At 64.3% G+C, this 20,763-nt stretch carries 23 protein-coding genes, 1 tRNA gene, 1 pseudogene and 2 riboswitches; of the genes and pseudogenes, 13 read left to right on the forward strand and 12 right to left on the reverse strand.

What is annotated here, in order from left to right; genetic code table 11:
• Nucleotides 1-39: 39 nt before the first annotated feature.
• Nucleotides 40-153: riboswitch (glycine riboswitch) on the reverse strand.
• Between the two features lie 3 nt (nucleotides 154-156).
• A riboswitch (glycine riboswitch) is annotated at nucleotides 157-262 on the reverse strand.
• Nucleotides 263-354: 92 nt separating this feature from the next.
• The gene (locus ACVISU_RS37115) at nucleotides 355-1,485 is read right to left on the reverse strand and encodes a M20/M25/M40 family metallo-hydrolase (RefSeq protein WP_050406394.1); all 1,131 of its coding nucleotides are present in this window, start codon (nucleotides 1,483-1,485) and stop codon (nucleotides 355-357) included.
• Between the two features lie 269 nt (nucleotides 1,486-1,754).
• Here ACVISU_RS37115 and ACVISU_RS37120 point away from each other — a divergent pair, with 269 nt between their 5' ends.
• Nucleotides 1,755-3,374: an ABC transporter substrate-binding protein gene (locus ACVISU_RS37120; protein WP_456710271.1), complete on the forward strand. Its 1,620-nt coding sequence runs from the start codon at nucleotides 1,755-1,757 to the stop codon at nucleotides 3,372-3,374.
• Nucleotides 3,375-3,456: 82 nt separating this feature from the next.
• Here the strand turns inward: ACVISU_RS37120 and ACVISU_RS37125 are convergent, their stop codons facing one another.
• On the reverse strand, nucleotides 3,457-3,771 hold the full coding sequence (locus ACVISU_RS37125) for a hypothetical protein (protein WP_456710272.1): 315 nt from the start codon (nucleotides 3,769-3,771) through the stop codon (nucleotides 3,457-3,459).
• 281 nt (nucleotides 3,772-4,052) lie between these two features.
• On the opposite strand from ACVISU_RS37125, the gene ACVISU_RS37130 reads away from it, so the two are divergent.
• Together ACVISU_RS37130 and ACVISU_RS37135 are read left to right on the forward strand one after the other, a co-directional pair.
• Nucleotides 4,053-4,340: a PilZ domain-containing protein gene (locus tag ACVISU_RS37130; RefSeq protein ID WP_244522164.1), complete on the forward strand. Its 288-nt coding sequence runs from the start codon at nucleotides 4,053-4,055 to the stop codon at nucleotides 4,338-4,340.
• 195 nt (nucleotides 4,341-4,535) lie between these two features.
• Nucleotides 4,536-6,440, forward strand: a complete 1,905-nt coding sequence (locus ACVISU_RS37135) for a phospholipase D-like domain-containing protein (protein ID WP_456710273.1) — start codon at nucleotides 4,536-4,538, stop codon at nucleotides 6,438-6,440.
• A 21-nt stretch (nucleotides 6,441-6,461) separates the two neighbouring features.
• On the opposite strand, the gene ACVISU_RS37140 is transcribed toward ACVISU_RS37135, so the two are convergent.
• Nucleotides 6,462-6,548: transfer RNA gene (locus tag ACVISU_RS37140), tRNA-Leu, on the reverse strand.
• A 225-nt stretch (nucleotides 6,549-6,773) separates the two neighbouring features.
• Here ACVISU_RS37140 and ACVISU_RS37145 point away from each other — a divergent pair.
• On the forward strand, nucleotides 6,774-7,208 hold the full coding sequence (locus ACVISU_RS37145; RefSeq protein WP_050406398.1) for a hypothetical protein: 435 nt from the start codon (nucleotides 6,774-6,776) through the stop codon (nucleotides 7,206-7,208).
• A 22-nt stretch (nucleotides 7,209-7,230) separates the two neighbouring features.
• Here ACVISU_RS37145 and ACVISU_RS37150 read toward each other — a convergent pair whose 3' ends face one another.
• On the reverse strand, nucleotides 7,231-8,433 hold the full coding sequence (locus ACVISU_RS37150) for an FAD-dependent monooxygenase (protein ID WP_456710274.1): 1,203 nt from the start codon (nucleotides 8,431-8,433) through the stop codon (nucleotides 7,231-7,233).
• 7 nt (nucleotides 8,434-8,440) lie between these two features.
• The gene (locus tag ACVISU_RS37155; protein WP_018272338.1) at nucleotides 8,441-8,686 is read right to left on the reverse strand and encodes a zinc-finger domain-containing protein; all 246 of its coding nucleotides are present in this window, start codon (nucleotides 8,684-8,686) and stop codon (nucleotides 8,441-8,443) included.
• Between the two features lie 248 nt (nucleotides 8,687-8,934).
• On the opposite strand from ACVISU_RS37155, the gene ACVISU_RS37160 reads away from it, so the two are divergent.
• Complete coding sequence (locus ACVISU_RS37160; protein WP_456710275.1) at nucleotides 8,935-10,068, forward strand: hypothetical protein; 1,134 nt, start codon at nucleotides 8,935-8,937, stop codon at nucleotides 10,066-10,068.
• A 79-nt stretch (nucleotides 10,069-10,147) separates the two neighbouring features.
• Nucleotides 10,148-10,900: an alpha/beta fold hydrolase gene (locus tag ACVISU_RS37165; protein ID WP_456710276.1), complete on the forward strand. Its 753-nt coding sequence runs from the start codon at nucleotides 10,148-10,150 to the stop codon at nucleotides 10,898-10,900.
• Between the two features lie 3 nt (nucleotides 10,901-10,903).
• Here the strand turns inward: ACVISU_RS37165 and ACVISU_RS37170 are convergent.
• Nucleotides 10,904-12,295, reverse strand: a pseudogene (locus ACVISU_RS37170) (hypothetical protein); the annotation flags it as partial.
• Nucleotides 12,296-12,478: 183 nt separating this feature from the next.
• On the opposite strand from ACVISU_RS37170, the gene cysE reads away from it, so the two are divergent.
• The gene (gene cysE / locus ACVISU_RS37175; RefSeq protein WP_050406402.1) at nucleotides 12,479-13,306 is read left to right on the forward strand and encodes a serine O-acetyltransferase; all 828 of its coding nucleotides are present in this window, start codon (nucleotides 12,479-12,481) and stop codon (nucleotides 13,304-13,306) included.
• 138 nt (nucleotides 13,307-13,444) lie between these two features.
• The gene (locus tag ACVISU_RS37180; protein ID WP_050406403.1) at nucleotides 13,445-13,663 is read left to right on the forward strand and encodes a DUF3126 family protein; all 219 of its coding nucleotides are present in this window, start codon (nucleotides 13,445-13,447) and stop codon (nucleotides 13,661-13,663) included.
• A gap of 63 nt (nucleotides 13,664-13,726) precedes the next feature.
• Here the strand turns inward: ACVISU_RS37180 and ACVISU_RS37185 are convergent, their stop codons facing one another.
• Nucleotides 13,727-14,437: a hypothetical protein gene (locus ACVISU_RS37185; RefSeq protein ID WP_050406404.1), complete on the reverse strand. Its 711-nt coding sequence runs from the start codon at nucleotides 14,435-14,437 to the stop codon at nucleotides 13,727-13,729.
• A gap of 220 nt (nucleotides 14,438-14,657) precedes the next feature.
• On the opposite strand from ACVISU_RS37185, the gene ACVISU_RS37190 reads away from it, so the two are divergent.
• Both ACVISU_RS37190 and ACVISU_RS37195 read left to right on the forward strand, forming a co-directional pair.
• A complete protein-coding gene (locus ACVISU_RS37190; RefSeq protein ID WP_050406405.1) occupies nucleotides 14,658-14,987 on the forward strand; it encodes a DUF6949 family protein in 330 nt (109 codons plus the stop codon).
• Between the two features lie 109 nt (nucleotides 14,988-15,096).
• Nucleotides 15,097-15,627, forward strand: a complete 531-nt coding sequence (locus tag ACVISU_RS37195) for a gamma carbonic anhydrase family protein (RefSeq protein ID WP_050406406.1) — start codon at nucleotides 15,097-15,099, stop codon at nucleotides 15,625-15,627.
• Nucleotides 15,628-15,631: 4 nt separating this feature from the next.
• On the opposite strand, the gene ACVISU_RS37200 is transcribed toward ACVISU_RS37195, so the two are convergent.
• Nucleotides 15,632-15,886, reverse strand: coding sequence for a hypothetical protein (locus ACVISU_RS37200; RefSeq protein WP_050406407.1), 255 nt, complete (start codon nucleotides 15,884-15,886; stop codon nucleotides 15,632-15,634).
• 87 nt (nucleotides 15,887-15,973) lie between these two features.
• Between ACVISU_RS37200 and ACVISU_RS37205 the strand changes: the two genes are divergently transcribed.
• The 3 genes from ACVISU_RS37205 (at nucleotide 15,974) to ACVISU_RS37215 (ending at nucleotide 17,274) form a co-directional block, all read left to right on the forward strand.
• Nucleotides 15,974-16,285 (forward strand): hypothetical protein, encoded by a 312-nt coding sequence (locus ACVISU_RS37205; RefSeq protein WP_456710277.1) that lies wholly within the window; start codon nucleotides 15,974-15,976, stop codon nucleotides 16,283-16,285.
• Nucleotides 16,286-16,527: 242 nt separating this feature from the next.
• Complete coding sequence (locus tag ACVISU_RS37210; RefSeq protein WP_456710278.1) at nucleotides 16,528-16,929, forward strand: hypothetical protein; 402 nt, start codon at nucleotides 16,528-16,530, stop codon at nucleotides 16,927-16,929.
• A 195-nt stretch (nucleotides 16,930-17,124) separates the two neighbouring features.
• Nucleotides 17,125-17,274 carry a hypothetical protein gene (locus ACVISU_RS37215; protein WP_456710279.1) on the forward strand — a complete coding sequence of 50 codons (150 nt, stop codon included), beginning with the start codon at nucleotides 17,125-17,127 and terminating at the stop codon, nucleotides 17,272-17,274.
• A 429-nt stretch (nucleotides 17,275-17,703) separates the two neighbouring features.
• Here the strand turns inward: ACVISU_RS37215 and ACVISU_RS37220 are convergent, their stop codons facing one another.
• The 4 genes from ACVISU_RS37220 to ACVISU_RS37235 form a co-directional block, all read right to left on the reverse strand.
• Nucleotides 17,704-18,195 (reverse strand): hypothetical protein, encoded by a 492-nt coding sequence (locus ACVISU_RS37220; protein WP_456710280.1) that lies wholly within the window; start codon nucleotides 18,193-18,195, stop codon nucleotides 17,704-17,706.
• 148 nt (nucleotides 18,196-18,343) lie between these two features.
• Nucleotides 18,344-18,889, reverse strand: a complete 546-nt coding sequence (gene fabA, locus ACVISU_RS37225; RefSeq protein WP_456710281.1) for a bifunctional 3-hydroxydecanoyl-ACP dehydratase/trans-2-decenoyl-ACP isomerase — start codon at nucleotides 18,887-18,889, stop codon at nucleotides 18,344-18,346.
• 18 nt (nucleotides 18,890-18,907) lie between these two features.
• Nucleotides 18,908-19,537 (reverse strand): TetR/AcrR family transcriptional regulator, encoded by a 630-nt coding sequence (locus ACVISU_RS37230; RefSeq protein WP_456710282.1) that lies wholly within the window; start codon nucleotides 19,535-19,537, stop codon nucleotides 18,908-18,910.
• Nucleotides 19,538-19,899: 362 nt separating this feature from the next.
• The gene (locus ACVISU_RS37235; protein WP_456710283.1) at nucleotides 19,900-20,514 is read right to left on the reverse strand and encodes a transglutaminase-like cysteine peptidase; all 615 of its coding nucleotides are present in this window, start codon (nucleotides 20,512-20,514) and stop codon (nucleotides 19,900-19,902) included.
• Between the last annotated feature and the right edge of the window lie 249 nt (nucleotides 20,515-20,763).

The raw sequence follows: 20,763 nt of genomic DNA on the forward strand, positions 1-20,763 counted from the left end.
TCGCCGAACCGCCGGTGAAACCGGTTGTTTCGACGCCCCATCTGTCACGGTACCTGAGAGCTTGATCCGCATCGGGCGCGGGCCCGATGGCGAACTATCCCCTTCGGTGGACGAATGGCCCTTGATGTACGGCCAAGTCGTCTCTCTCCAGATCGTCCTGATGAAACGGTCCTTTTGCCTGAGAGTTTCCGGGGCGGTTGCTCCGTCGGCGCTGAAGCAAAAGCACGAATGCCATTGCTTCAGTCTCTCCCGCATCATCGCGTTGGACGGCCGGACCGTAGGCGAAGCCTCAAAATTGAACAAGGCTAAATTTCGATCCGGCTGTGCCAAACTGTTGTGCAGTGCAAATCAGCCTTAGTCGAGCGTTGCGAGCAGCGCTGCCATCAGACGGCCGCGCTCGGCGAGGCTGTCGACTTCGATATGTTCGTTCAAAGTGTGGGCGTCGGCACCGCGCACGCCGAGGCCGTCGAGGGTAGGGATGCCCATCGCACCGGTGAAGTTGCCGTCGGAGCCACCGCCGGCGCTGCCGTGCGGCAAATCAAGGCCCATGTCGGCGGCGAGACGCTTCGCCTTTTCATAGAGCGCCATGGTGCCGGCATCCGGCTCCCACACCGGGCGCGTGACGCCGCGCGTCACCTTGAATGTCACGTCATTTGCCGTGCCGGACAGCGCCAGCATGCGCTCGACGCCGCGGTCGAGATCGGCCTGACGCTTGGCCATGCTGAGCGCTTCGCCGGTGCAGGTCGTTGCGACGCAATTGACCCATTGGCCGCCATGCACGATGCCGACCGAGAAGGTGCAGTCCTCGGTGGTCATGCCGTCGATGGCGATGATCTGCCGGGCCATTTCGCGGATCGCGGAACGGCCGGACGAAAGCGTCGCGCCGGCATGGCTCGGCTTGCCAGTGGCTTCCAGATTGAAGCGCGCGATCGCGTAGCGGCCGGTGACGACACCGTTGTTCGGCCGGCCGGGCTCCGGCACCAGCACGTATTTGTTGCGTGCGGCTTCCGCCTCGATGATGTCGCGCGTCGACGGCGTGCCGACCTCTTCATCGGGCGTGAACAGCACCGTGATCGGCAGCGGCGTCGTGAAGGACGCGCGTGCCAGCTGCCTGATCGCCTCGATCGACAGATAGTTGCCGCCCTTCATGTCGAAGATGCCGGGCCCGAAGCACTTGTTGCCTTCGCGCCGCCATGCCAGCTTTTCGATGGTGCCGACCGGATGCACGGTGTCCAGATGGCCGGCGATGAGGATGCCCGGCTGACCTTGTTTCGGATGGGGAAAACGGGCGCGGACGCAGCCGGCAAACCCCTGACGCCCGGCGATGCGTTCGATCGTCGCACCCATGATCGCCATCTCGCGCGCGGCGAGATCGAGCATGCGCTCGACCGCGGCCGCATCCCATGTCGGGCTCTCGCATTCCACCCAGCTGCGCAGCCCCTGCAGCATCGCTTCGGAATCAAAAGGAAGATTGGCGGGGTTCATGTCTTTTCTCTCTTGTTGTTTGTTCGCGCCGATACGCGTTCGCGTGCGTTACGAAAAGCTCCGAAGACGACTTTGTAAAGTCAAATGCGCTGCACCCGCCGTTCATTCGTTCGTATACGTTCGATCCTGCCGGAAACCGATTGACGCGCATTGCGCTTGATGCAAGTCTCGATTTCACAAGCCATACAGCATGTTAGTTCGCCTAAATAACGAACCGCATGCATAACGAATAAGCCGGCTTTGACCAGTTACACGTCAGGAGAGATTGCATGTTCCCTATCTCGCGTTGGAAGCACCGCACGCTAGCGGCTGCGTTGACGGCGCTTGCGCTGTCATTCGCACCGCAGGAATTGTCGTTTGCGCCGCAGGCCATCGCCGCGGACAAGACCATCACCGCGGTGATGCATTCGGATCTGCGGGTCATCGATCCGATCCTGACCACCGCCTACATCACGCGTGACCACGGCTACATGGTCTACGACACGCTGATCGCGACCGATTCCAACTTCAAGATTCAGCCGCAGATGGCGGACTGGAAGGTCTCGGACGACAAGCTCACTTACACGTTCACGCTGCGCGACGGCCTGAAGTGGCATGACGGCGGGCCGGTGACCGCCGAGGATTGCGTGGCCTCGCTGAAGCGCTGGGCCAAGGTCGACGGTATGGGCCAGAAGCTGATGGATTTCACGGCGAGCATCGAAGCCACCGATGCGAAGACGATCACGCTGAAGCTGAAGGAGCCCTACGGCCTGGTGCTGGAGTCGATCGGCAAGCCTTCGTCGCGCGTCGCCTTCATGATGCCGAAACGGCTGGCCGAGACGCCGCCGGACAAGCCGATTCCGGAACAGATCGGTTCGGGTCCGTTCAAGTTCGTGCAGGCTGAATTCCAGCCCGGCGTGAAGGCGGTCTACGTCAAGAACAAGGATTACGTGCCGCGCAAGGAGCCGGCGAGTTGGACCGCAGGCGGCAAGGTCGTGAAGGTCGACCGCGTCGAGTGGGTCACGATGGCCGACGCGCAGACCGCGCTGAATGCGCTGCAGTCAGGCGATATCGATTTCCTGGAGAACCCGTCGCTAGACACGCTATCGGTCCTGGAAGCCGACAAGGACATCAAGATCGAGACGCTAAACAAAGCCGGTTTCCAGACGCTGGGCCGCATGAACTTCCTCTACCCGCCGTTCGACAACATCAAGGTTCGTCAGGCGGCGCTGCTGGCGGTCAACCAGAAGCAGGTGCTCGACGCGCTGGTCGGCAATCCCAAGTATTACAAGACCTGCGTCGCCTTCTTCATCTGCGATACGCCGTTCGCGACCGATGTCGGCGGAGAGACGTTGTTGAAGGGCGGCGACATGGCGGCGGCCAAGAAGGCGCTTGCCGAGTCGGGCTATGATGGAACGCCTATCGTCATCATGGCGCCCGGCGACGTCACCACGCTCAAGGCGCAGCCGGTTGTCGTCGCCCAGCAACTGCGCGACGCCGGCTTCAAGGTCGACCTGCAGGCGACCGACTGGCAGACCGTGGTGACCCGCCGCGCCAGCCAGAAGCCGCCGAAGGAGGGCGGCTGGAACATGTTCTTCACCAACTGGGTCAGCGCCGACGTCTCCAACCCGATCGCCAATCTCTCGATTGGCGGCCAGGGCAAGAATGGCGGCTGGTTCGGCTGGGCCGAGGATGCCAAGATCGAACAGCTGAAGGATGCGTTCGTCCGCGCGACTTCGCTCGACGAGCAGAAGAAGATCGCGGCCGATATCCAGAAGGAAGCCTACGAGCAGGTCATCTACATCCCGCTCGGCCAGTATCAGGGACCGAGCGCATGGCGGAAGTCGCTGACCGGTGTGCTCGACGGACCGGCGACGCCGATCTTCTGGAATATCGACAAGTCCGAGTAGGCTTCAGGCTTCACGCAATACAAACGGCCGGGACTTGTCCCGGCCGTTTACGTTTCGCGCAGCCGCTCCGCGGCGGCGGTCGCTAATTCGCATGGCCTGATTTGGCGCGGCCCGCGCTCGACAGGCTCGAGAGCTGGGTCTGTCCGACACCGGCGCCGTTGACCCAGACCATTGCGCCTGCGGCGAACGCCAGCAATCCGCACAGCACGATCGCGCCGCGAATCCAGCGCCGGTAGATCGCGCGCTCATGGGATGGCGCATCGCGGAATCTCTGTGCGTTGAGCCCGTTGCTGCAGTGAGCCGCGTCGTCGCCGTGCTCGAGGACAGAAGCGCCATGATCAGGCGCGTCGACAATCTGATTGCGACCGGCAATCCGATTGCTGTTCGCAATCGTCATCGCCTATCTCCAACTCATTGATTTCGAAATGTGAGGGCCGCGAAATGTGCGGCCAGAACTTTCCAACGCCTCAAGACTACCACGTTCGGCGATCGCGGCATGTGAACCGCAGCACAGCCGGAAGACACGATGTGGTGATGCGAACATCGAGATACCGTGAGTACCTGACCAGCCGGTCGGCGCGCACTGGCATACCAAATTGATTGACGCCGGTTTTAAGGTTCCCGTTAGTATTGCGTCGTAATCTGGCCGCCAGTTTGTGTACCTACCGCGACAGGCCCATGGCCGACGACCATAGCAGGCCCACGCCGGCCAATGCGCAACAGCCAATGCCGACCGAGCAGCGCCGTGCCGGCGCACGCCGCCGCGTCCTCAAGTCGGGAGCGATCGAGTTCGGCAATGAAGCGATCGCCTGCACGGTCCGCAATCTCTCGCCTCAGGGCGCCTGCATCGAAGTCAACTCACCGCTGTGGTTTCCCGACTGCTTCACCCTCGGCGTCGACGGCCAGCGGTGGCCGTGCCGCATCGTGTGGAAGAAGCAGAAGCGGCTGGGACTGGCGTTCGGTTAGGGCTCCATCCCCGGCAGGCCGCGTCGCGCCGATTTGCACGAACAGTTGTCGTCTATTTCACAAACTACCCAAGGTTACCGGGGTATGGTCCAACGGGCCGATATGGACGCCCCTCCAGCATGCACGCTCTCACCGTGCAAGGGTGGCGCCCATTGTTTCGCTGCTGTGGATCCACCCAGCCTCGGGGAAATTGTGATGACCATCAATGTCAAGGCCTACGCGAACGCCGATGATATCCTGATCGCCTGGCAGCCGGACACCTGGTCCAACGACTGGGTTGGATTCCAGCTCGAGCGGCGCAACAACATCACGCAGCAGACGATCGTGCTGTCCAACCGCATTCCGCCGAAGCCCGGCGAGAAGCCGGTCGCGGACGCCGGCATCTCCTCGACGCAATCGCCGTTCCGGCGCTGCATTTGGACCGATCACAGCGTCGTCGACACCGACAACGTCTCCTATCGCGTCACCGCGATGAAGAGCGGCGCGAACGGGACGTTCACGCCCGATGCCGCCTCGGTGTCGGCCTGGACGACGCCGGCGGTCGCGTCGGGCGATGCGGGCGGCGGCTTGTCGGCCTATTTCAACCGGGGCACTCTGATGTCCCAGATCGTCAGCCGCTTCGTGAAGGGTGATACGTCCGACGACTCGCTGCGCAATTTCGTCAAGGGCCTGTCCGATCCGGCCAACCAGGCGCGGCGCTACCTTTCAGGCGATGCACTGCACGAGATCCTGGCCTTCCTGCACGATGCCGATTTGCGCGGCAGCCAGGTCCATGCTGCGATCTACGAGATGAATGACGAGGAGCTGGTCGGCGCGCTGAAACCGTTCGGCAGCCGCGGCAATGTCCTGCTCGGCAACGGCAGTGCGACAAAGCCGAACATCGCGGGCGAGCTCAGCGGCGCCGGTCTGACCGTCAAGCATCGCGATCTGTCGAATGCGGGCAGGTCGTCGCCCAGCGTCCACAACAAGTTCGTGGTCGAGAGCGACGCGCACGGCAACGCGATCCGCGTGCTGACCGGCAGCACCAACTGGACTACCACCGGGCTGTGCACGCAGCTCAACAACGTGCTGATCATCGAGAATGCGGTGATCGCCAAGCGCTATCTCGATCAGTGGGGCAAGCTGGTCGCTGCGGGCAACGCCATGCCGCCCGCGCTCAAGGCGTCGAATTCCACTCCGACCAGCGACGCCAACATTTCGGTCTACTTCGCCGCGACCAACGGCGAGGCGGAGTTCAAACCTGTGCTGGACCTGATCAAGAACGCCAAGGACGGCGCGCTCTTCCTGATGTTCATGCCGGGTCAATCGCCGCTGCTTAGTGCCCTGCTGGACCGCGCCCAGCAGAACGACATCTATGTTCGCGGCGTGGTATCGACCATGATGCCCAGCAAGAACGGCAACATCGTTTCGGTCGGCGGGCAGGTGGTGAAATCGGGCGCGCCGCAGCAATCCTTCCACGACGACGTGCAGCTGCCGCATGGCGTGAACGCGACCAACGAGCCCTCCTGGGCCGACGTCGAATTCAGCGTTCAGCAGATCCGCAACGCGGGGATGATCGCGATCGTTCACTCCAAGACCATCGTGGTCGATCCGTTCTCCGACAATTGCGCCGTCATCACCGGATCGCACAATTTCTCGGTCGCGGCCTCCGAGAAGAACGACGAGAACCTCGTGATCATCCGCGGCAACAAGCAGCTCGCCCAAGCCTATGCGCTGCATATCAACGGCGTCTACGACCATTATTCCTGGCGCGGCTATCTCGGCAGCGGCGGCAATCCGGATCAGATCTACTCGCTCGACGGCTGGAAGCCGGGCGGCGGCAAGGAGCAGGAGCTGGATTTCTGGATGGAGGAGCCGGTGCCGCCACGCCCGACGCGCAGCGGAGGCGGCGGCGGCGCGGCGCGACAGCCCGCCGCGGCTGGTGGGGCTTCGAAGAAGACAGCCGTCAAGAGGGCGCCTAAGAAAGCTGCGAAAAAAGCAGCGAAGAAATCCGCAAAGACGGCAGCCAAGAAATCGGCGAAGAAGGTAAAGGCCAAGAAGCCGGCCAAGGCCGCAAAGGCAAAGGCCAAGAAAACCAAGAAGGCCAAGGCCAAGAAATAGTCGCGGTCGCGCGAGCGCGCCTGGTGCGGGCGGTGGGACTCGAACCCACATGACGTTGCCGTCGAGGGATTTTAAGTCCCTTGCGTCTACCAATTCCGCCACGTCCGCATTGCGCCAGGCGGGCCGATTACTAGCGCGTTTGCCGGCGGAGTGGAATTGTCATTATCCGCTGCTAACGGGCGCGGTTTCAAAGGCTTAAGGCGTGGTTTGCAATTCCATTTGCTTCCGCGGCCGGGCATTGGGATAAGCAGCGCGCCGCCGCGATTGAGCCTCAATCCGGACACCGGCGGCTGCTTTAGGCAATCTCAACACTGTCGGGACTAAGAAAGCTGAATGTCTGTTCGTCTTCCACGCCGCCCAAATCTGTCGCGCGCGGCAGCCATGGTTGCGCTGCTCGCCTCGGCTGCCGGAGTTTCCGGCTGCGCACAGATCGGCGAGAGCGTGCCCTCGGCCTTCGCCGATCCCGCCAAGTACGATCTGTATGACTGCAAGCAGCTTGAGACCGAGCGCAAGGGCCTCGCGAGCCGCGCAGAGGCTCAGGAAAAGCTGATGGCCAAGGCGGAGACAGGCGTCGGCGGTACCGTGGTCTCGGAGATGGTCTATCGCAACGAGCTGATCTCGATCCACGCCCAGCAGAGGCTGGCGGAGCAGGCCTGGCGCACCAACAAATGCCACGAGAGCCCGCCGGATGCGCCTGCGGCGGCCGTACCCGCAGCGCCTGCGCCGGGGGCGAAGGGTCCGCGCGCGCCGCGAGGCCTCGTTCACTGAACGCGCGCTTCGAACTGGTCTCTCAGGCGCGCCAGTCGTAGATCCAGTCCTGCCGCGCCAGCATGCGCTGCGGACCGATGGCGCGGATCGCGAGATCGCGCGCGATCGCAAGCGGTCCGCTCAAATGATAGATGCGGCCCTGCTGCCGCGCCATGCGCTGCACTTTCAGCACGCGGCCTCGCCGCATCTTCGCGTAGCGCTTCAACGCGGCGGGAATGCCCGCGGTGTTCTCGCCGGTGCAGTCGGCCAGGGCCTTGGCCAGCACGGCCGCATCCTCGATCGCCATGCCGGCGCCCTGCGCGGCAAACGGCAGCATCGCATGCGCGGCGTCGCCGAGCAGCGTCACCGCGCCTTCGCTCCAGCGGCCGATGTCGGGCAGGGTGAACAGCGCCCATTTGCGCCAGCCGTCGACCGCGCCGATCAGCATCCGCGCGGTGGCGGGCCAGCGCGGATGGGCGAACGCGCCCTTGATCTCGTTGGCGTCGCCGGGGGCGCTCCAGCCCGGCCGGTTCCAGGTGCCCGACACGATCGCGACCACGTTGACCTGGCGCCCGGCCGAGATCGGATAGGCCACGAGATGCGCATCCGGCCCCATCCACAGCCGCACGCGCGGCGCAGTGTATTCGCGCGGCAGGGCGGTCGCGTCGAGCGTGCCGCGCCAGGCGATCAGGCCGGAGAATTGCGGTTGGACATCCGGAAACAAATGTCCACGGACCGACGACCAGATGCCATCGGCGCCGATCAGCGCAACCGCCAATTCCTCCTGCCGTGCGTTGCCGTGGCGCTGCACCACCGTCAGGCCCTTGGCGTGCTTGGTCACGTCCTCGAATTGGCAGCCGAGCCGCAGATCGATATCGGGATGGTCGTTGACGGCGGCCTGTAATGCGGCCTGCAGATCGGCGCGGTGGATCACCCAATAGGGGGCGCCGGCGCGGAACTCGGCGGCATGGCCGAGCGGCATCCGCGCAATCTCGCCGCCGGCCCGCGCACTCAGGATGTTGACGGAGTCCGGCGTGACCGCGCGCCGCGCCAGCGGTTCCTTGAGCCCGAGCTCGACCAGGATGCGGCTCGCATTGGGAGAGAGCTGGATGCCGGCGCCGGCTTCCTCGAGCCGCTCGGCTTTTTCCAGCACGACGACGCGAAAGCCCTGTGCCGCCAAGGTCAGCGACGCCGTCAGTCCCCCGATCCCGGCGCCGGCAACGATGACGGTTCGCGTCAGCGCCACGGAACGGTCAGGCGACCTTGTCTTTCAGCACGCATTCCGGCGGCCGGGCTTCGCCGGCAGCAAGGTCTGATGCGAAGCGATAGAGCGTCGAGCAGTACGGGCAGATGATCTCGTTGTCGTTGCCGAGGTCGAGGAACACGTGCGGATGGTCGAACGGCGGGTTGGCGCCCACGCACATGAACTCCTGCGACCCGATCTCGATCACCGAGACGCCGGCATCGTTATGGAAGTGCGGGACGACGTGGTCGGACATATTCTCACCTTGGTAGCAACGATGGGCAGACGCAATCAACTGCATGCGGCATCGCGAAATGCCGCGCACCATACTGGCGGGAACAGTTGATTCCTAGAGCCCCGATGGCTCATTTGCTCATGCAAATTCGACACAATCTTGTCGTCCCAGAGAAGCCCTTCTTTGGTCGGAGCCGTTGTGTCGCAAAAACGGCACACTATTTCCAGGCGAACTGAACAAGGCGAATTAAAGTTGAGGTTTCCAGCGGAATGAACGGGGTGCGCCTCAGTCTTGCGATGGTCGGCCTGGCCGCGAGCACTGCCGTGGGCGCGGCCATTTGGCCGCATGCCCGGGACGCCGGCATGGTGCTGTCAGCGCGGAACGATCCGGCTGCGCTCGCCGACCTCAGGCTCAATTCCGTCCTGCGCAACAACCCGGCGTTGATATCGGACAATATCGAGGCAGCGCTCGCCGCGGGCGATGCCGATCTTGCGACCAGCTTCGTCGCGCTCGCAAGCGAGCAGAACATCGCGCTCAGCACTGAACTTACGAAGCGTGTCGACAACGCGCGCGAAGAGCAGTCGTCCACCACGCATTTCGCCAAGGGATTTGCCACCGGCCTCGTGACCGGCAATGCCGACGACGTTGCAAGCCTGTCCGGCACGGTCGCCGGCGATCTGTTCGTGTTCGGTGACGTCAGGGACGTCGTGCGCGAGGGCAAGCATCTCGTGATGGGCGAGGACACCGACCAGCTGGTGCTTGGTCTCGCAGCCGCCGGGCTCGCCGTGACCGCGGCCACCTATGTATCGGTCGGCGGCGTTGCGCCGCTGCGCGCCGGACTGACGCTGGTCAAGGATACGCGCAAGGCCGGACGGCTGAGCGAGGGGATGATCGAATGGGCCGGGCGCTCGACCCGCGAGGTGGTCGATCAGCCGGCGCTCCGTGAGGCGGTCGCGTCCGGCTCGGTGCTGCGTCCGGCGGAAACCGCAACCGCGATCCGCGCGGCATTCCGCGCCGAGAAGGCCGGCGCGCTGGTGCGCGTCGCCAAGGACGTCGGGCGCATCGGCGAGGCAGCCGGAGTTCGTGCCGCGCGCGACACGCTGAAGGTCGCGGAGAATCCGCAGGAGATCGCGCGTGCGGCCCGCATCGCGGAGACGAAGGGCGGCCAGACCCGCGCGATCATCAAGCTGCTCGGCCGCGGTGCGCTGCTGCTCGCGGCCGGTACGTTCAATCTCACCATGTGGCTGTTCGGCGCGCTGCTCGCGCTGTTCGGCTTCCTGTCGTCGATCAAGGCCACCACCGAGCGAGCCACGGCATGGTGGCTCAGACGCAACAAGGTGCTGCGCCTGAAGCGGCAGATGGCTGCCCAGGCTACCTTGGCGAGCATGCCCGCCCAGGGCTAAGCTTGCGGTCGCCGATCGATCGCCAATCGCACGTCCCAAGTCGCAAGAAAACAAGTCCCAAGAAAAAACGGAATCGAAGATGCCGAGTTTCCACCACGGCGATGTTGAGATTGCCTATGTCGACGAAGGCGCGGGCGAGCCGATCGTGCTGGTGCACGGCTTTGCCTCGAGCAAGAACGTCAACTGGATCTATCCGACCTGGGTGTCGGAGCTCGTCAAGGCCGGCCGGCGCGTCATCGCGCTCGACGATCGCGGCCACGGCGAATCCGCCAAGCTCTACGACGTTGCGCAGTACGAGATCGCGACCATGGCAAGCGACGTGATCGCGCTGATGGACCATCTCGGCATCGCGCGCGCCGACATCATGGGCTATTCGCTGGGCTCGCGGATGGCGGCGATCCTGGCGCGCGAAAATCCGGATCGGGTGCGTTCGGCGATCCTCGGCGGCATCGGCATCGGGTTGATCGAGGGCGGCGGTCCCGGCGAGGCCGTCGCGCTGGCGCTGGAGGCGCCGTCGCTCGACGACGTCACCGATCCGGTCGGCCGAACCTTCCGTGCTTTCGCCGATCAGACCCGATCCGACCGCCGCGCGCTCGCCGCCTGCCTGCGCGGCTCGCGCCGGCTGATGACGCGCGAGGAGGCTGCCGCGATCGGCGTGCCGGTCCTGATCGCGGTCGGCAGCAAGGACGAGATCGCGGGCTCGGCATCAGCGCTCGGCCGGATCATTCCGGGATCGCAGGTGCTCGACATTCCGAACCGCGACCACATGCGGGCGGTCGGTGACAAGGTCTACAAGACCGGCGTCATCGACTTCCTGTCGCGACGAAAATAGCTCGTCGGCATCGTCCGTGGCGAAGGCGCGGGCGGCTGCGATCAGCACCACGAAGGTCGCAACCCACACCATGCGCGCGCCGTAGCGGTCGTGCGGCCCCGAGATCACGCCGCAGACGACGGCATTGCCGAGCAGAGCGAGCGTCACCGTGCCCGCCAGCAGCGTCAGATCGTCGAGCCGCCGCTGCCACAGTCCGCGGCCGAACAGGATTACGACCAGCAGCATCGAGGCGAACGCGACCGGCACGTGGATGCGATTGATTGCGGTGAAGTCGAGGCGCCACCGCTGTTGCCGCGCGGCGCGCATCGGCGCGACTTGCTTCGGAATATAGCGTTCGATGATGCCGTAGGTGTGCGGGATCCAGCCCGAGGAGCCTTCTCCGGTCGCGACATGCATCAGCTGGTCGGCGGTTGCTTTCAGCGCCGCCTTGGCCTGCCATGTCGGATATTCGGCGAGCGAGCGCACCACGATGTGGCCCATCTCGTCATTCAGTCCCTGAAAGCGGCCGAGCGTGTCGAACATGCTGTGGCCCCACAGGAAGTCGTCGGCGGTCGGCGGCAACTCGTCGCGATAGGGGCAGAGCTTCAGGTCCTCCTTGGCGCAATGATCGCGCAGATATTGCGCGACGATGCCATCCTGCAGCATGCGGCCGAAGGCGACGCCATAGCCGCCCGGGGTCCAGGCCAGCTGTCCCGACAGCGCGAAGTTCGCCGCCAGCAGCATCACGGCGCCGGTGACGATGGTCAGGCTGCCCTGCGCCAGCCCCGCGACAGAGAGGCGGCGGCCGAACCAGGGACGCAGCATCCAGCCGACGCAGCACAGCCCGAGCAGCACCGCGAGCGTCGCGCTGTGTGTGGCCGCGGAAAACGCGATGAATCCGAACAGCAGCGCCTTCTCCAGCGTCGAGATCCTGTCGCCGTGCAGGACGAGGACGTAGAGCGCGATCACCGCAAGGCCGGCAAAGATGTCGGTCAGCAGCATGCTGGCGAGCCAGGGCAGCGCGGTGGTTGCGATCAGCGCAAGGCTGATCGCGATCAGCCGAACCGGCCGGGCGAGCTGGAAAACGCGCAAAGTCAGCTGCAGGATCCACAGCGTCGCCAGGGTCTGGATGCCGAGGTTGAGCCAGAAGCCCGACGTCTCACCGGCATGCAGGTAGATGCCGAACACCGTGGACCGGCTCGGCACCAGATAGCCCTCGTACCAGCGCGCCAGATAGCCGCCGGTATCCCACTGGAGCAGCGGGTAGCCGTTCCAGAAGGCAGGCGCGAGCAGGAGGAGGGGAATGGCAATGGTGGCGATCCAGACCGATCGTGCATCGGTCAGGCGCCCACGTAACGACCGGGTGTTGATGGTATTTCCCCCTTTTATTGGAGCGGACCATGCCCAAAACCACACTGCGGACGAAATCCGCCAATAGTTGCAGAAGCACGGCTTGATTTCGGCGAAATCCCGACCAACTCCCCTAGACGTCGGCCCGGAAGGCGTTCGGCTGGGGTTTACCGTACCGAGCCTTCCCGGGACGCGCTGGGTTCACCGTGCTATAACGCACATCAGAACAACCGAATTGCGAGAGCAGCCATGGCAGTTCATCAGGTCAATCCGCAGGGGAGCAAGCTGGCGGCGCTCGATCCGATCTGGGATCGAATCCGCGGCGAGGCGGAAGACATCCTGCGGCGCGAGCCGGAGCTCGCATCCTTCATCTATGCCACCGTGCTGCATCATGAGCGCCTCGAGGATTCGGTGGTCCATCGCATTGCCGAGCGGCTCGATCACGCCGCGCTGTCGGGCGATCTGATCCGCCAGACCTATGGCGAGGCGTTGCGCGATGAGCCCGATATCGGCAACGCCTTCCGCGCCGATCTCGTCGCCGTCTACGACCGCGATCCCGCCACCTCGCGCTTCATCGATCCCTTGCTCTACTTCAAGGGCTTCCACGCGCTGCAGACCCATCGTCTCGCGCACTGGCTCCATCAAAAGGGCCGCAAGGATTTTGCCTTCTACCTGCAGAGCCGCTCGTCGGCGGTGTTCCAGACCGACATCAATCCGGCAGCCAGGATCGGCCGCGGCATCTTCCTCGACCACGCCACCGGTTTCGTCTGCGGCGAGACCGCCGTCATCGACGACGATGTCTCGATCCTGCATGGCGTCACGCTCGGCGGCACCGGCAAGGAGAACGAGGATCGCCATCCGAAGATCCGCCACGGCGTGCTGATCGGCGCCGGCGCCAAGATCCTCGGCAATATCGAGATCGGTCATTGCGCGCGCATCGCGGCGGGCTCCGTCGTGGTCAAGCCCGTGCCGCACAACGTCACGGTCGCAGGCGTGCCGGCGAAAATCGTCGGCGAAGCCGGCTGTGCCGAGCCGTCGCGCACCATGGATCAGATGCTCAACGCGATCGGGCTTTGATTTCATTCGCTTTCTGATCGGCGCGGCGCTTTTGCGTGTGCGCAACATCACGTCGCCAAAGCCTGAAAAGGCGCTGGCGATCTTTGCCGTCTCGTCCTAAAACTCCCCCGAAAATCATCGACCCGATTGGAGACGGCTGTGGACGTACAGGAAGTCAGGAAGCTCGACGCGTATCTCAAACGCGTGTTCAGCAATCCCAAGATCCGCGTGGTGCCGCGGCCAAAGAAGGACGACTCGGCCGAGGTCTATATCGGCGAGGAGTTCATCGGCGTGCTGTTCGTCGACGACGAGGACGATGATCGCTCGTTCCAGTTCCAGATGGCCATCCTGGAAGAAGATCTGGGCGAGCAGGGCTGAACGGCCTCAAGGCCGTCGTTGCGAGGAACCCGTGGAGCGCGTCGCTCCGGCGCAATGACGGCGTTACCCCTTCGCGCTGTGCATCTGCGTGGAGAGACGGTTCATCGCGGTGCCGATGTCGCGCCATTGCGCCAGCCAGCTGCGCGGAAAGCGGAAGGTCAGGTCGGCGCCCTCGATGCGCTGCTCACTCAGACACATGCCGGGCGTCGAGGTATCGCGCGTGCAGCGCGCGATCAGCTGCGGCTCGGTCGCGGTGAACAAATCCTCGCCGCCGTAGGGCGTGCCGTCCCGGAACGCGCGCGCCGTCAGGCCGTCATCGGTGTTCGCGCGTTCGTCGAGATAGCGCGGATAGATGGTGCGCAGGCGCATGTCCGGCGCGAGTGAATCATGGTGTGCGGCGATCGACACGAATATCCTGTCGATCGGCTGCACCTTGTCCTCGACCGTTTCGGCGCTGTAGTGCTTGGGCGCGGCAGGCGCCTCCAGCGACGGATAGAGGAAGCTGAGGTCGACACGCTCCTGCGGTCCGGAGTGGCGCTGGATCTTCATGCGCACCGCCATGGTCGGGACGTTGAACAGCGTGCCGCCGACGCTCACCGGCAGCCGCGACGGATCGCTCGGTGGGACGGTCGTATAGGTCGGCCACAGCAGATAGGCGACGAGCGCAATCGCACCGGCCGCGATGACCGCGGAGGCGATGATCGGAACCAGATGCGCGCGCGGATTGCGGCGGGTGTCGCGGGCGAGATGCTGGGCAGTCGAGAGGAGCGTCATGAGCTAAGGCAAAGAGCAGGTCAGGAGTGGCCGAATCACCTGTCGAATATGCCACGTGACGCGGAATTTCCGTACGATTCCAATGGAATCCCGAAGCGGATGGCCATGCGCAAACGCCGCGCCGGGCGCCGGCGGTTAACCTTTCCTTAAGGATGATGTGGCGGCCGGCCGCCAATTCTGCGAAGCAGGGTGAGTGGCCTGTTGCGTAGCGGAAGTCCTAATGTCGCCCGATACCCTGAATTCGCTGTTCTCGCTCTTCATTGGCTTCGCGCTCGCCGGCGCATTGGCCAGCGGTTATCAGGCGATGGCGGAGCGTCCGGCCGGCTTCGGCCTGCTGCAGGAGGGCGTGGCGCCGAAGACTTTTGCCGCGGTCCCGTTTCTGGTCTTCGCCGCACCGTTCATCATCATGCGCAACACACTGCGCGGTGCGCGCATCGAGCGCCGCCGGTTCGAGTTCGTGATGATGGCGACCGTCATCTCCGGCTTCTGGAGCCTGATGTCGGGCACCTTCTTCGTGATGACGCTACGCGCTGCGGGCGTGATCGGCTGATTGGATCGTGATCCGCGCCGGATCCTGATCCGTGTCCGGATCATGACTGCACTTGCTTGAAACCAAGTCGTCCGCTGTGCCAAGGTCGCCCTAGTCCAAGGAGACCTTCATGGCGATCTACGAACTCGACGGGCAGGGCCCCGATCTTCCCGCCGATGGCAGCTTCTTCATCGCCGACAGTGCGGTTGTGATCGGCAAGGTGCGCCTCAAATCCGCGGCGAGCGTCTGGTTCGGCGCTGTGCTGCGCGGCGACAATGAGTGGATCGAGATCGGCGAAGGCTCCAACGTCCAGGACAATTCGACCCTGCATGTCGATCCCGGCTTTCCGCTGACCATCGGCAACAACGTCACCATCGGCCACAATGCGATCGTGCACGGCTGCACGCTGGAAGACGGCGTGCTGATCGGGATGGGATCGATCGTGATGAATGGCGCGCGCATCCGGCGCGGCAGCGTCGTCGGCGCCGGCTCCGTGATCACCGAGGGCAAGGAGTTTCCGGAAAACTCCCTGATCATCGGTGCGCCCGCGCGCGTGGTGCGCACGCTGGACGCCGCGCAGGCGGAGGCGTTGTCGCGGCCGGCGAAGTCCTATGCGATCCGGGGCCCGCAGTACAAAGCCGGGCTGAAGAAGATCGGCTGAAGCCTCAGCGCTTCCGGCCCTGCTTGCGTGTGCCCTTCGGCGTTGCGGGGGCTTGCTTTGCCGCCTCCCGCGGTCTCGCTGCTTCCTGAAGTCTTGCGCTCTTGCGCAGCGCATCCTTCAGGTCGATCGGAATACCGTGCTTCTTGAGGAGGTCGGCGAAGGCCTCGTCCGCGAGCTCCTGCAACGTTGCCATCCGGTCGCGGCCAAGCTGCTTCAGCTTGTCGGCGGTATCGTCGTCAAACTCGATCAGCTTGCGCAAATTGCATTGCTCCCAAACTGTATTGCCCCAACGCCTGTGGGAACCGGCGTATTGCGGACCCGTTGATGTCCGCAAGGGAGAACTGCTATGGGCAAATTATCCGTCACTGCTGCAGTCGCGACAATCGCCATTCTGCTGGCACCCGCTGTTACCATTGCCCGGGGCACTGGGAGCGGTACCGGGAGCGGCAGCCCCTCGTCAGCCAGCCCGGCATCGCCGCAAGCAACGTCGCCGCCGCCCGGTACCAACAGCGCCGGCACCGCGCAATCCTCCGGCCGGCTGAACGCCGGCGAGGGCGTCACCACCGGCGCGGCGTCGAACGAAAGCGTCGACAAGGCGATCGCCGACGAGAACAGGACAGTCGACAGCCGTGTCAAGGGCATCTGCCGCGGCTGTTAACTTTTCGCGGCTGCATCTTGATGAACGCGGGTCGCGCAGAAGTGAGCGTGACATGAGCGCGCGGCCGAAGCCGCGGTCCTACATTGAGTTAGCATGCGCGGGACGCGGCGGAGGAGGCTTGCAAAGAAAAGCCTTGAAGAGAGGAGTACGGGTGATGTTGCGTAAAACGATGATTGCCTTGCTGGCGACGGCATCGGTCGGCCTGTTCACGACCGCCGCTGCGTCGGCGCGAGGTGGTTTTGGTGGGGGCGGCTTTCACGGCGGTGGCGGCTTTGCGCGGCTTCCACGGTGGCGGCGGCGCTTTCCGCGCCATGGGCGCGGGCGGTGGCTTCCGGTCGGCTGCGATCGGCGGCGGCTGGCGTGGTGGAGGTTGGCACGGAGGAGGGTGGCACGGCGGAGGCTGGCATCGGCGCGGCTGGGGCTGGGGCTATCCGTTCGCGGCGGCCGCGATCGGCTTCGGCCTGGGCTATGGCGCCTACGATTACTATGACGGCTACTATGGCAATCCGTACTACGCCGGTTACGGCTACGACGACGGGTATGGCTACGGCTATGGATATGGTGATGGCGGCTGCTACGTCGTGCGCCGTCGCATGCTGACGCCGTATGGCTGGCAGGTGCGACCGGTGCAGGTCTGCAACTGAGACATCTGCCGACGCATGGCCGGTCCATTGGATCGCCATGCTGATGATGTTGGAGTGATCGGTGCGGCCTCGGTGTCATGATGCCGGGGCCGTCGCGCATGCAGCTTGCAGTGCATCGCGGCGGTGAGTGCGTGAACGCCTTGCGAAGCAAATGGTCCGGCTGCAATTGGAGCTGGGCCCCAGAGGACCTCAGAGATGTTGACCATTCCTGATCTGACATTGCTGTTCATGGTCGTTGTTTCGGGCCTCGCCACCGCATTCGTTTATTTGCTCCACGAGCTCGAGCCGAAGCTTGCGCGGCTGCGACAGCGAGGCAATCGCGACATGCGCGACCGCACCAGGTAGGCGGCAACGCGGATTGCTGCGGCTTAGGCCGCGGCGATGTTTTGCGTGATGAGCGTTGTGAGGTGGCGAGCGGAAGCCGGCTTGCAGACCTCTCGCGCTTGAGGCCGCTCTCGATTCCGAAGTCAGATGCTTCGGTCCGGAGAGCGGGGTTCACAGCCTCAAAAAAACAAGGCCGTCGACGTAGTATACCGTCAACGACCTTGCCAGCCCCGGATATTGAAATCGGCTCACGCCATCCGGTGATTAAGGATGACTCGGATTCCAACTCGGATATGTGAACCAGTTCACAAAGTCCGGATTAATTCACCCTAACGGGCACTTATGCGAGGCTGTCGCCGGCAGGCCTGGAGCTCGGAAATTCCACTAACATATTGATTTCGCTATAGATTTGACGAATTCTGATAGCGGGGCCGAAGCATCTTTCGGTCGTCAACCGCGCGACCCGTGGCGCTTCCGGTTGGCGCTCCGGGTGGCCTTCGAGCGCTTGCGCGGCTCGGGCTCGGCGGCCGGCTCGTTGGCCTGCGCGCTCGCGAGCGACTGGCGGAGGCCCTCGACCTGCTCGGTCAGGGCTGCGACCTGGTCGGAGAGCTTCTTGGTGTCGGCCTGCTGCGCAGCGAACTGCTTGCGCATGCTCAGCACCTGGTCCTGCACTTCCTGCAACTGGTCGATGGATTCCTGCTGGGTCACCTCCATGCCCTTGGTCTTTTCCACCAAGGCCTCGGAGACCTGTGCTGTCCGCGCCTGCAATTGACGGACGGCGACCATCCGATCGGTCTCCGGCACGCCGCCGCTGAAGGCGCGCCACAGCGCGATCGAGCCGATCCCGAACAGCACGAGCACCAGCGCCACCGCGCCGATCGCGATCGGCTGCACGCCAGTCAGGCTGCCAGTTTGCGAATTCCGGGGGGCAAGTTCGACCATGCGACCAGAACCGGACATCAATTGAAAGATTTCGAATAGCACAACCGCGACGCGGGCAAAACCCCCGGAAATTCAAGCAGGTGGCGCGGGGAGTGCAAAACTTGCCGCGCCGGTGCCTTAAAACGGGACTGTCCGGCGCATCCGGACCTCAGCCCGTCGGCGCGATCAGGCCGACCCGCATGTCCTTCGCCAGATAGACGCAAGCGCCGTCGGCGAGCACGCGGCCGTCGGCGATGCCCAGCACCAGCCGGCCGCGCCGGACCTGGCGTACGTCGACCTCGTAGCGCACGAGCCTGACCTGCGGCGTGATGTGGCCCCTGAACTTGACCTCGCCGACCCCAAGCGCGCGGCCTTTGCCCGGGGAGCCCGACCAGCCGAGCCAGAAGCCGATGATCTGCCACATGGCATCGAGGCCGAGGCAGCCGGGCATTACGGGGTCGCCGGCAAAGTGGCAGGCGAAGAACCAGTGATCCGGCACAACGTCCAGTTCGGCGGCGACCCGGCCCTTGCCGAAGGCGCCGCCGTCGATGCCGATCTCGGTGATGCGATCCATCATCAGCATCGGTGGCGCCGGCAGCTGCGCATTGCCGGGGCCGAAATAGCCGCCCGCGCCCGAGCGCAGCAGATCCGCCTTGCTGTAGGACGGTTGCGGCGTGTGAAAATCATGCGGGTTGAACAAGATGGCCACCGACATTGGGGTTATGGTTGAACGTTAGGCGCGGCTGCGCCGGGTGGCTTTTGGCTGCACCGGCGGGGACATGCCGGTCAGGCGCAGCGCCGCGGCCATGAAGGCCCAGATGTCGTCGGTCAGCCTGGCCGGATCCGGCCGCCGGTCGGCCGTGAGCGCACCGGTCAGCGCCTGGCGGATGCCGCCGATCATCAGCGCGATGGTGAGGTGAGGATCGAGGTTGCCGGGTACGATCCCGTCGCGCTGCGCAGCCTCGATCATGCGCGCCCCGGCCGCCAGCTGCCTGGTGGTGAAGGCGGTCTCGACATCCAGCACCTCGGGGGCCCGGCTCAGCGGTCCGATCACGAGCGGGGCAAACGGATGCTCGTAGTGAAAGGCGACATAGGCGCCGATGCGCGCCTTCTCGCGGCCCGCCCAATTCCTGGCGGACAGCCTGGCACCGCCGAATGCCGCCTGATCCAGTCGCTCATAGAAGTCTTCGACGACGGCGGCGATCAGCCCGGCCTTCGATCCGAAATGGTGATAGGCGAGCCCGACCGATGCCTGCGCCCGCCGCGCGACGGCCTGCATCTCGAGGTGCCCAAGCCCCTCGATCAGTTCCTGTTGGGCCGCCGAGAGCAGCCGCTCGCGTGTGCCCAGGTTCGTCGCGCCCATCGTTTGTCCATAGCTGAATTGAATTCAATTCAATCTGCCGGCTGGGAGAATGTCAAGCGTGGGGCGCCGGACGGCCGAGCAGGCGCTCGCCGCCCAATCGCTTCAATGACGGCCAGTGGAAGAGGCAGCTTTGCGGTCGGCATCGCGGCGCTCACCGCCATCGTGCAGGTAGTGCCGGCCGCCGCGCGGGATACTGACGGCCGTTGCGCCAACTCGTCCCCGAGTCCTGGCTTCCAGGAAGGTCACGTCCCTCGAAAAGGTTGCGGCCACCCTTTGGGGGAAGGGTGGCCGCGCGCGAACCGGTCTGGGACGGGGAGGGGTGGGGATGTGACCGGGTCGCGAACTCGATTCCTTGTTGCCGCTCAGCGCGAGCTTGCGGTTGAAACTGCGGGGCGGCTGTCGCCGAGCGAGACCCACACATTGGGATCGCTCTGCGATTGCCGCTTGACGAAGCGGTAGCCGGTCTCGGTCCAGGCGACGATGCTCTCGTTCTGGTTGTCGAGCACGAATTCGCCCTTGTCGGTCTTCACCGTCAGCACCGCGTGGCCTTCGCCCTTCTTGTCGCGCACCACCGTGATCAACAGCGCCTCGCGCGGCCAGCCGGCATCCATCAGCATCTTGCGCTTCAGGAGCACGTAGTCCTCGCAGTCGCCGTAGCCATCGGTCGGCAAAGACCACTTCTCGATCACGCCCCAATGATCCATGTCGGTCATCGGCTTGATGGTCTCGTTGACCCACTTGTTGACCCGCACGAGGTCGCGCCAAGCGGTCTGCGACATCACGATGTCGCGTGGTTGCGTCTTGCCGCCGCGGCACTCGGCGGGATTGTCGGCGCAGAATTCGACCCAGCCGATCGGCGAACGCGCAACGTCACCCAGGCTGGCGTAGACCACGTCGCCGGCCTTGGCCGACACGCACGTCGCAAACAGAATGGCGGCAACCGCCAAACCTTTCCCCTGTCCCCTGAACCCAAACATCGTGGCCCCCGTTCTTCTTGTTGGGACCACGTTTCGCATAAAGCCTTTGCGCCGCCGCTAAGTACGCAAAGTAGATTTGACGCGAATACTGGTAAAAGCTGCGGCGAATTCGATCTTTACTTGAATCGAATTCGCGTAAAATTTGAAACAACTGCAATTGATTCAAATTTTATGCATTAACGCGGCAGGCATTGCGCCAGCGCGGTTTGTTGCGCCAAAAGCTGCGGCCGTTAACCGCCGATTTCCCTG

The sequence above is a fragment of the Bradyrhizobium sp. USDA 4452 genome (assembly GCF_054063575.1).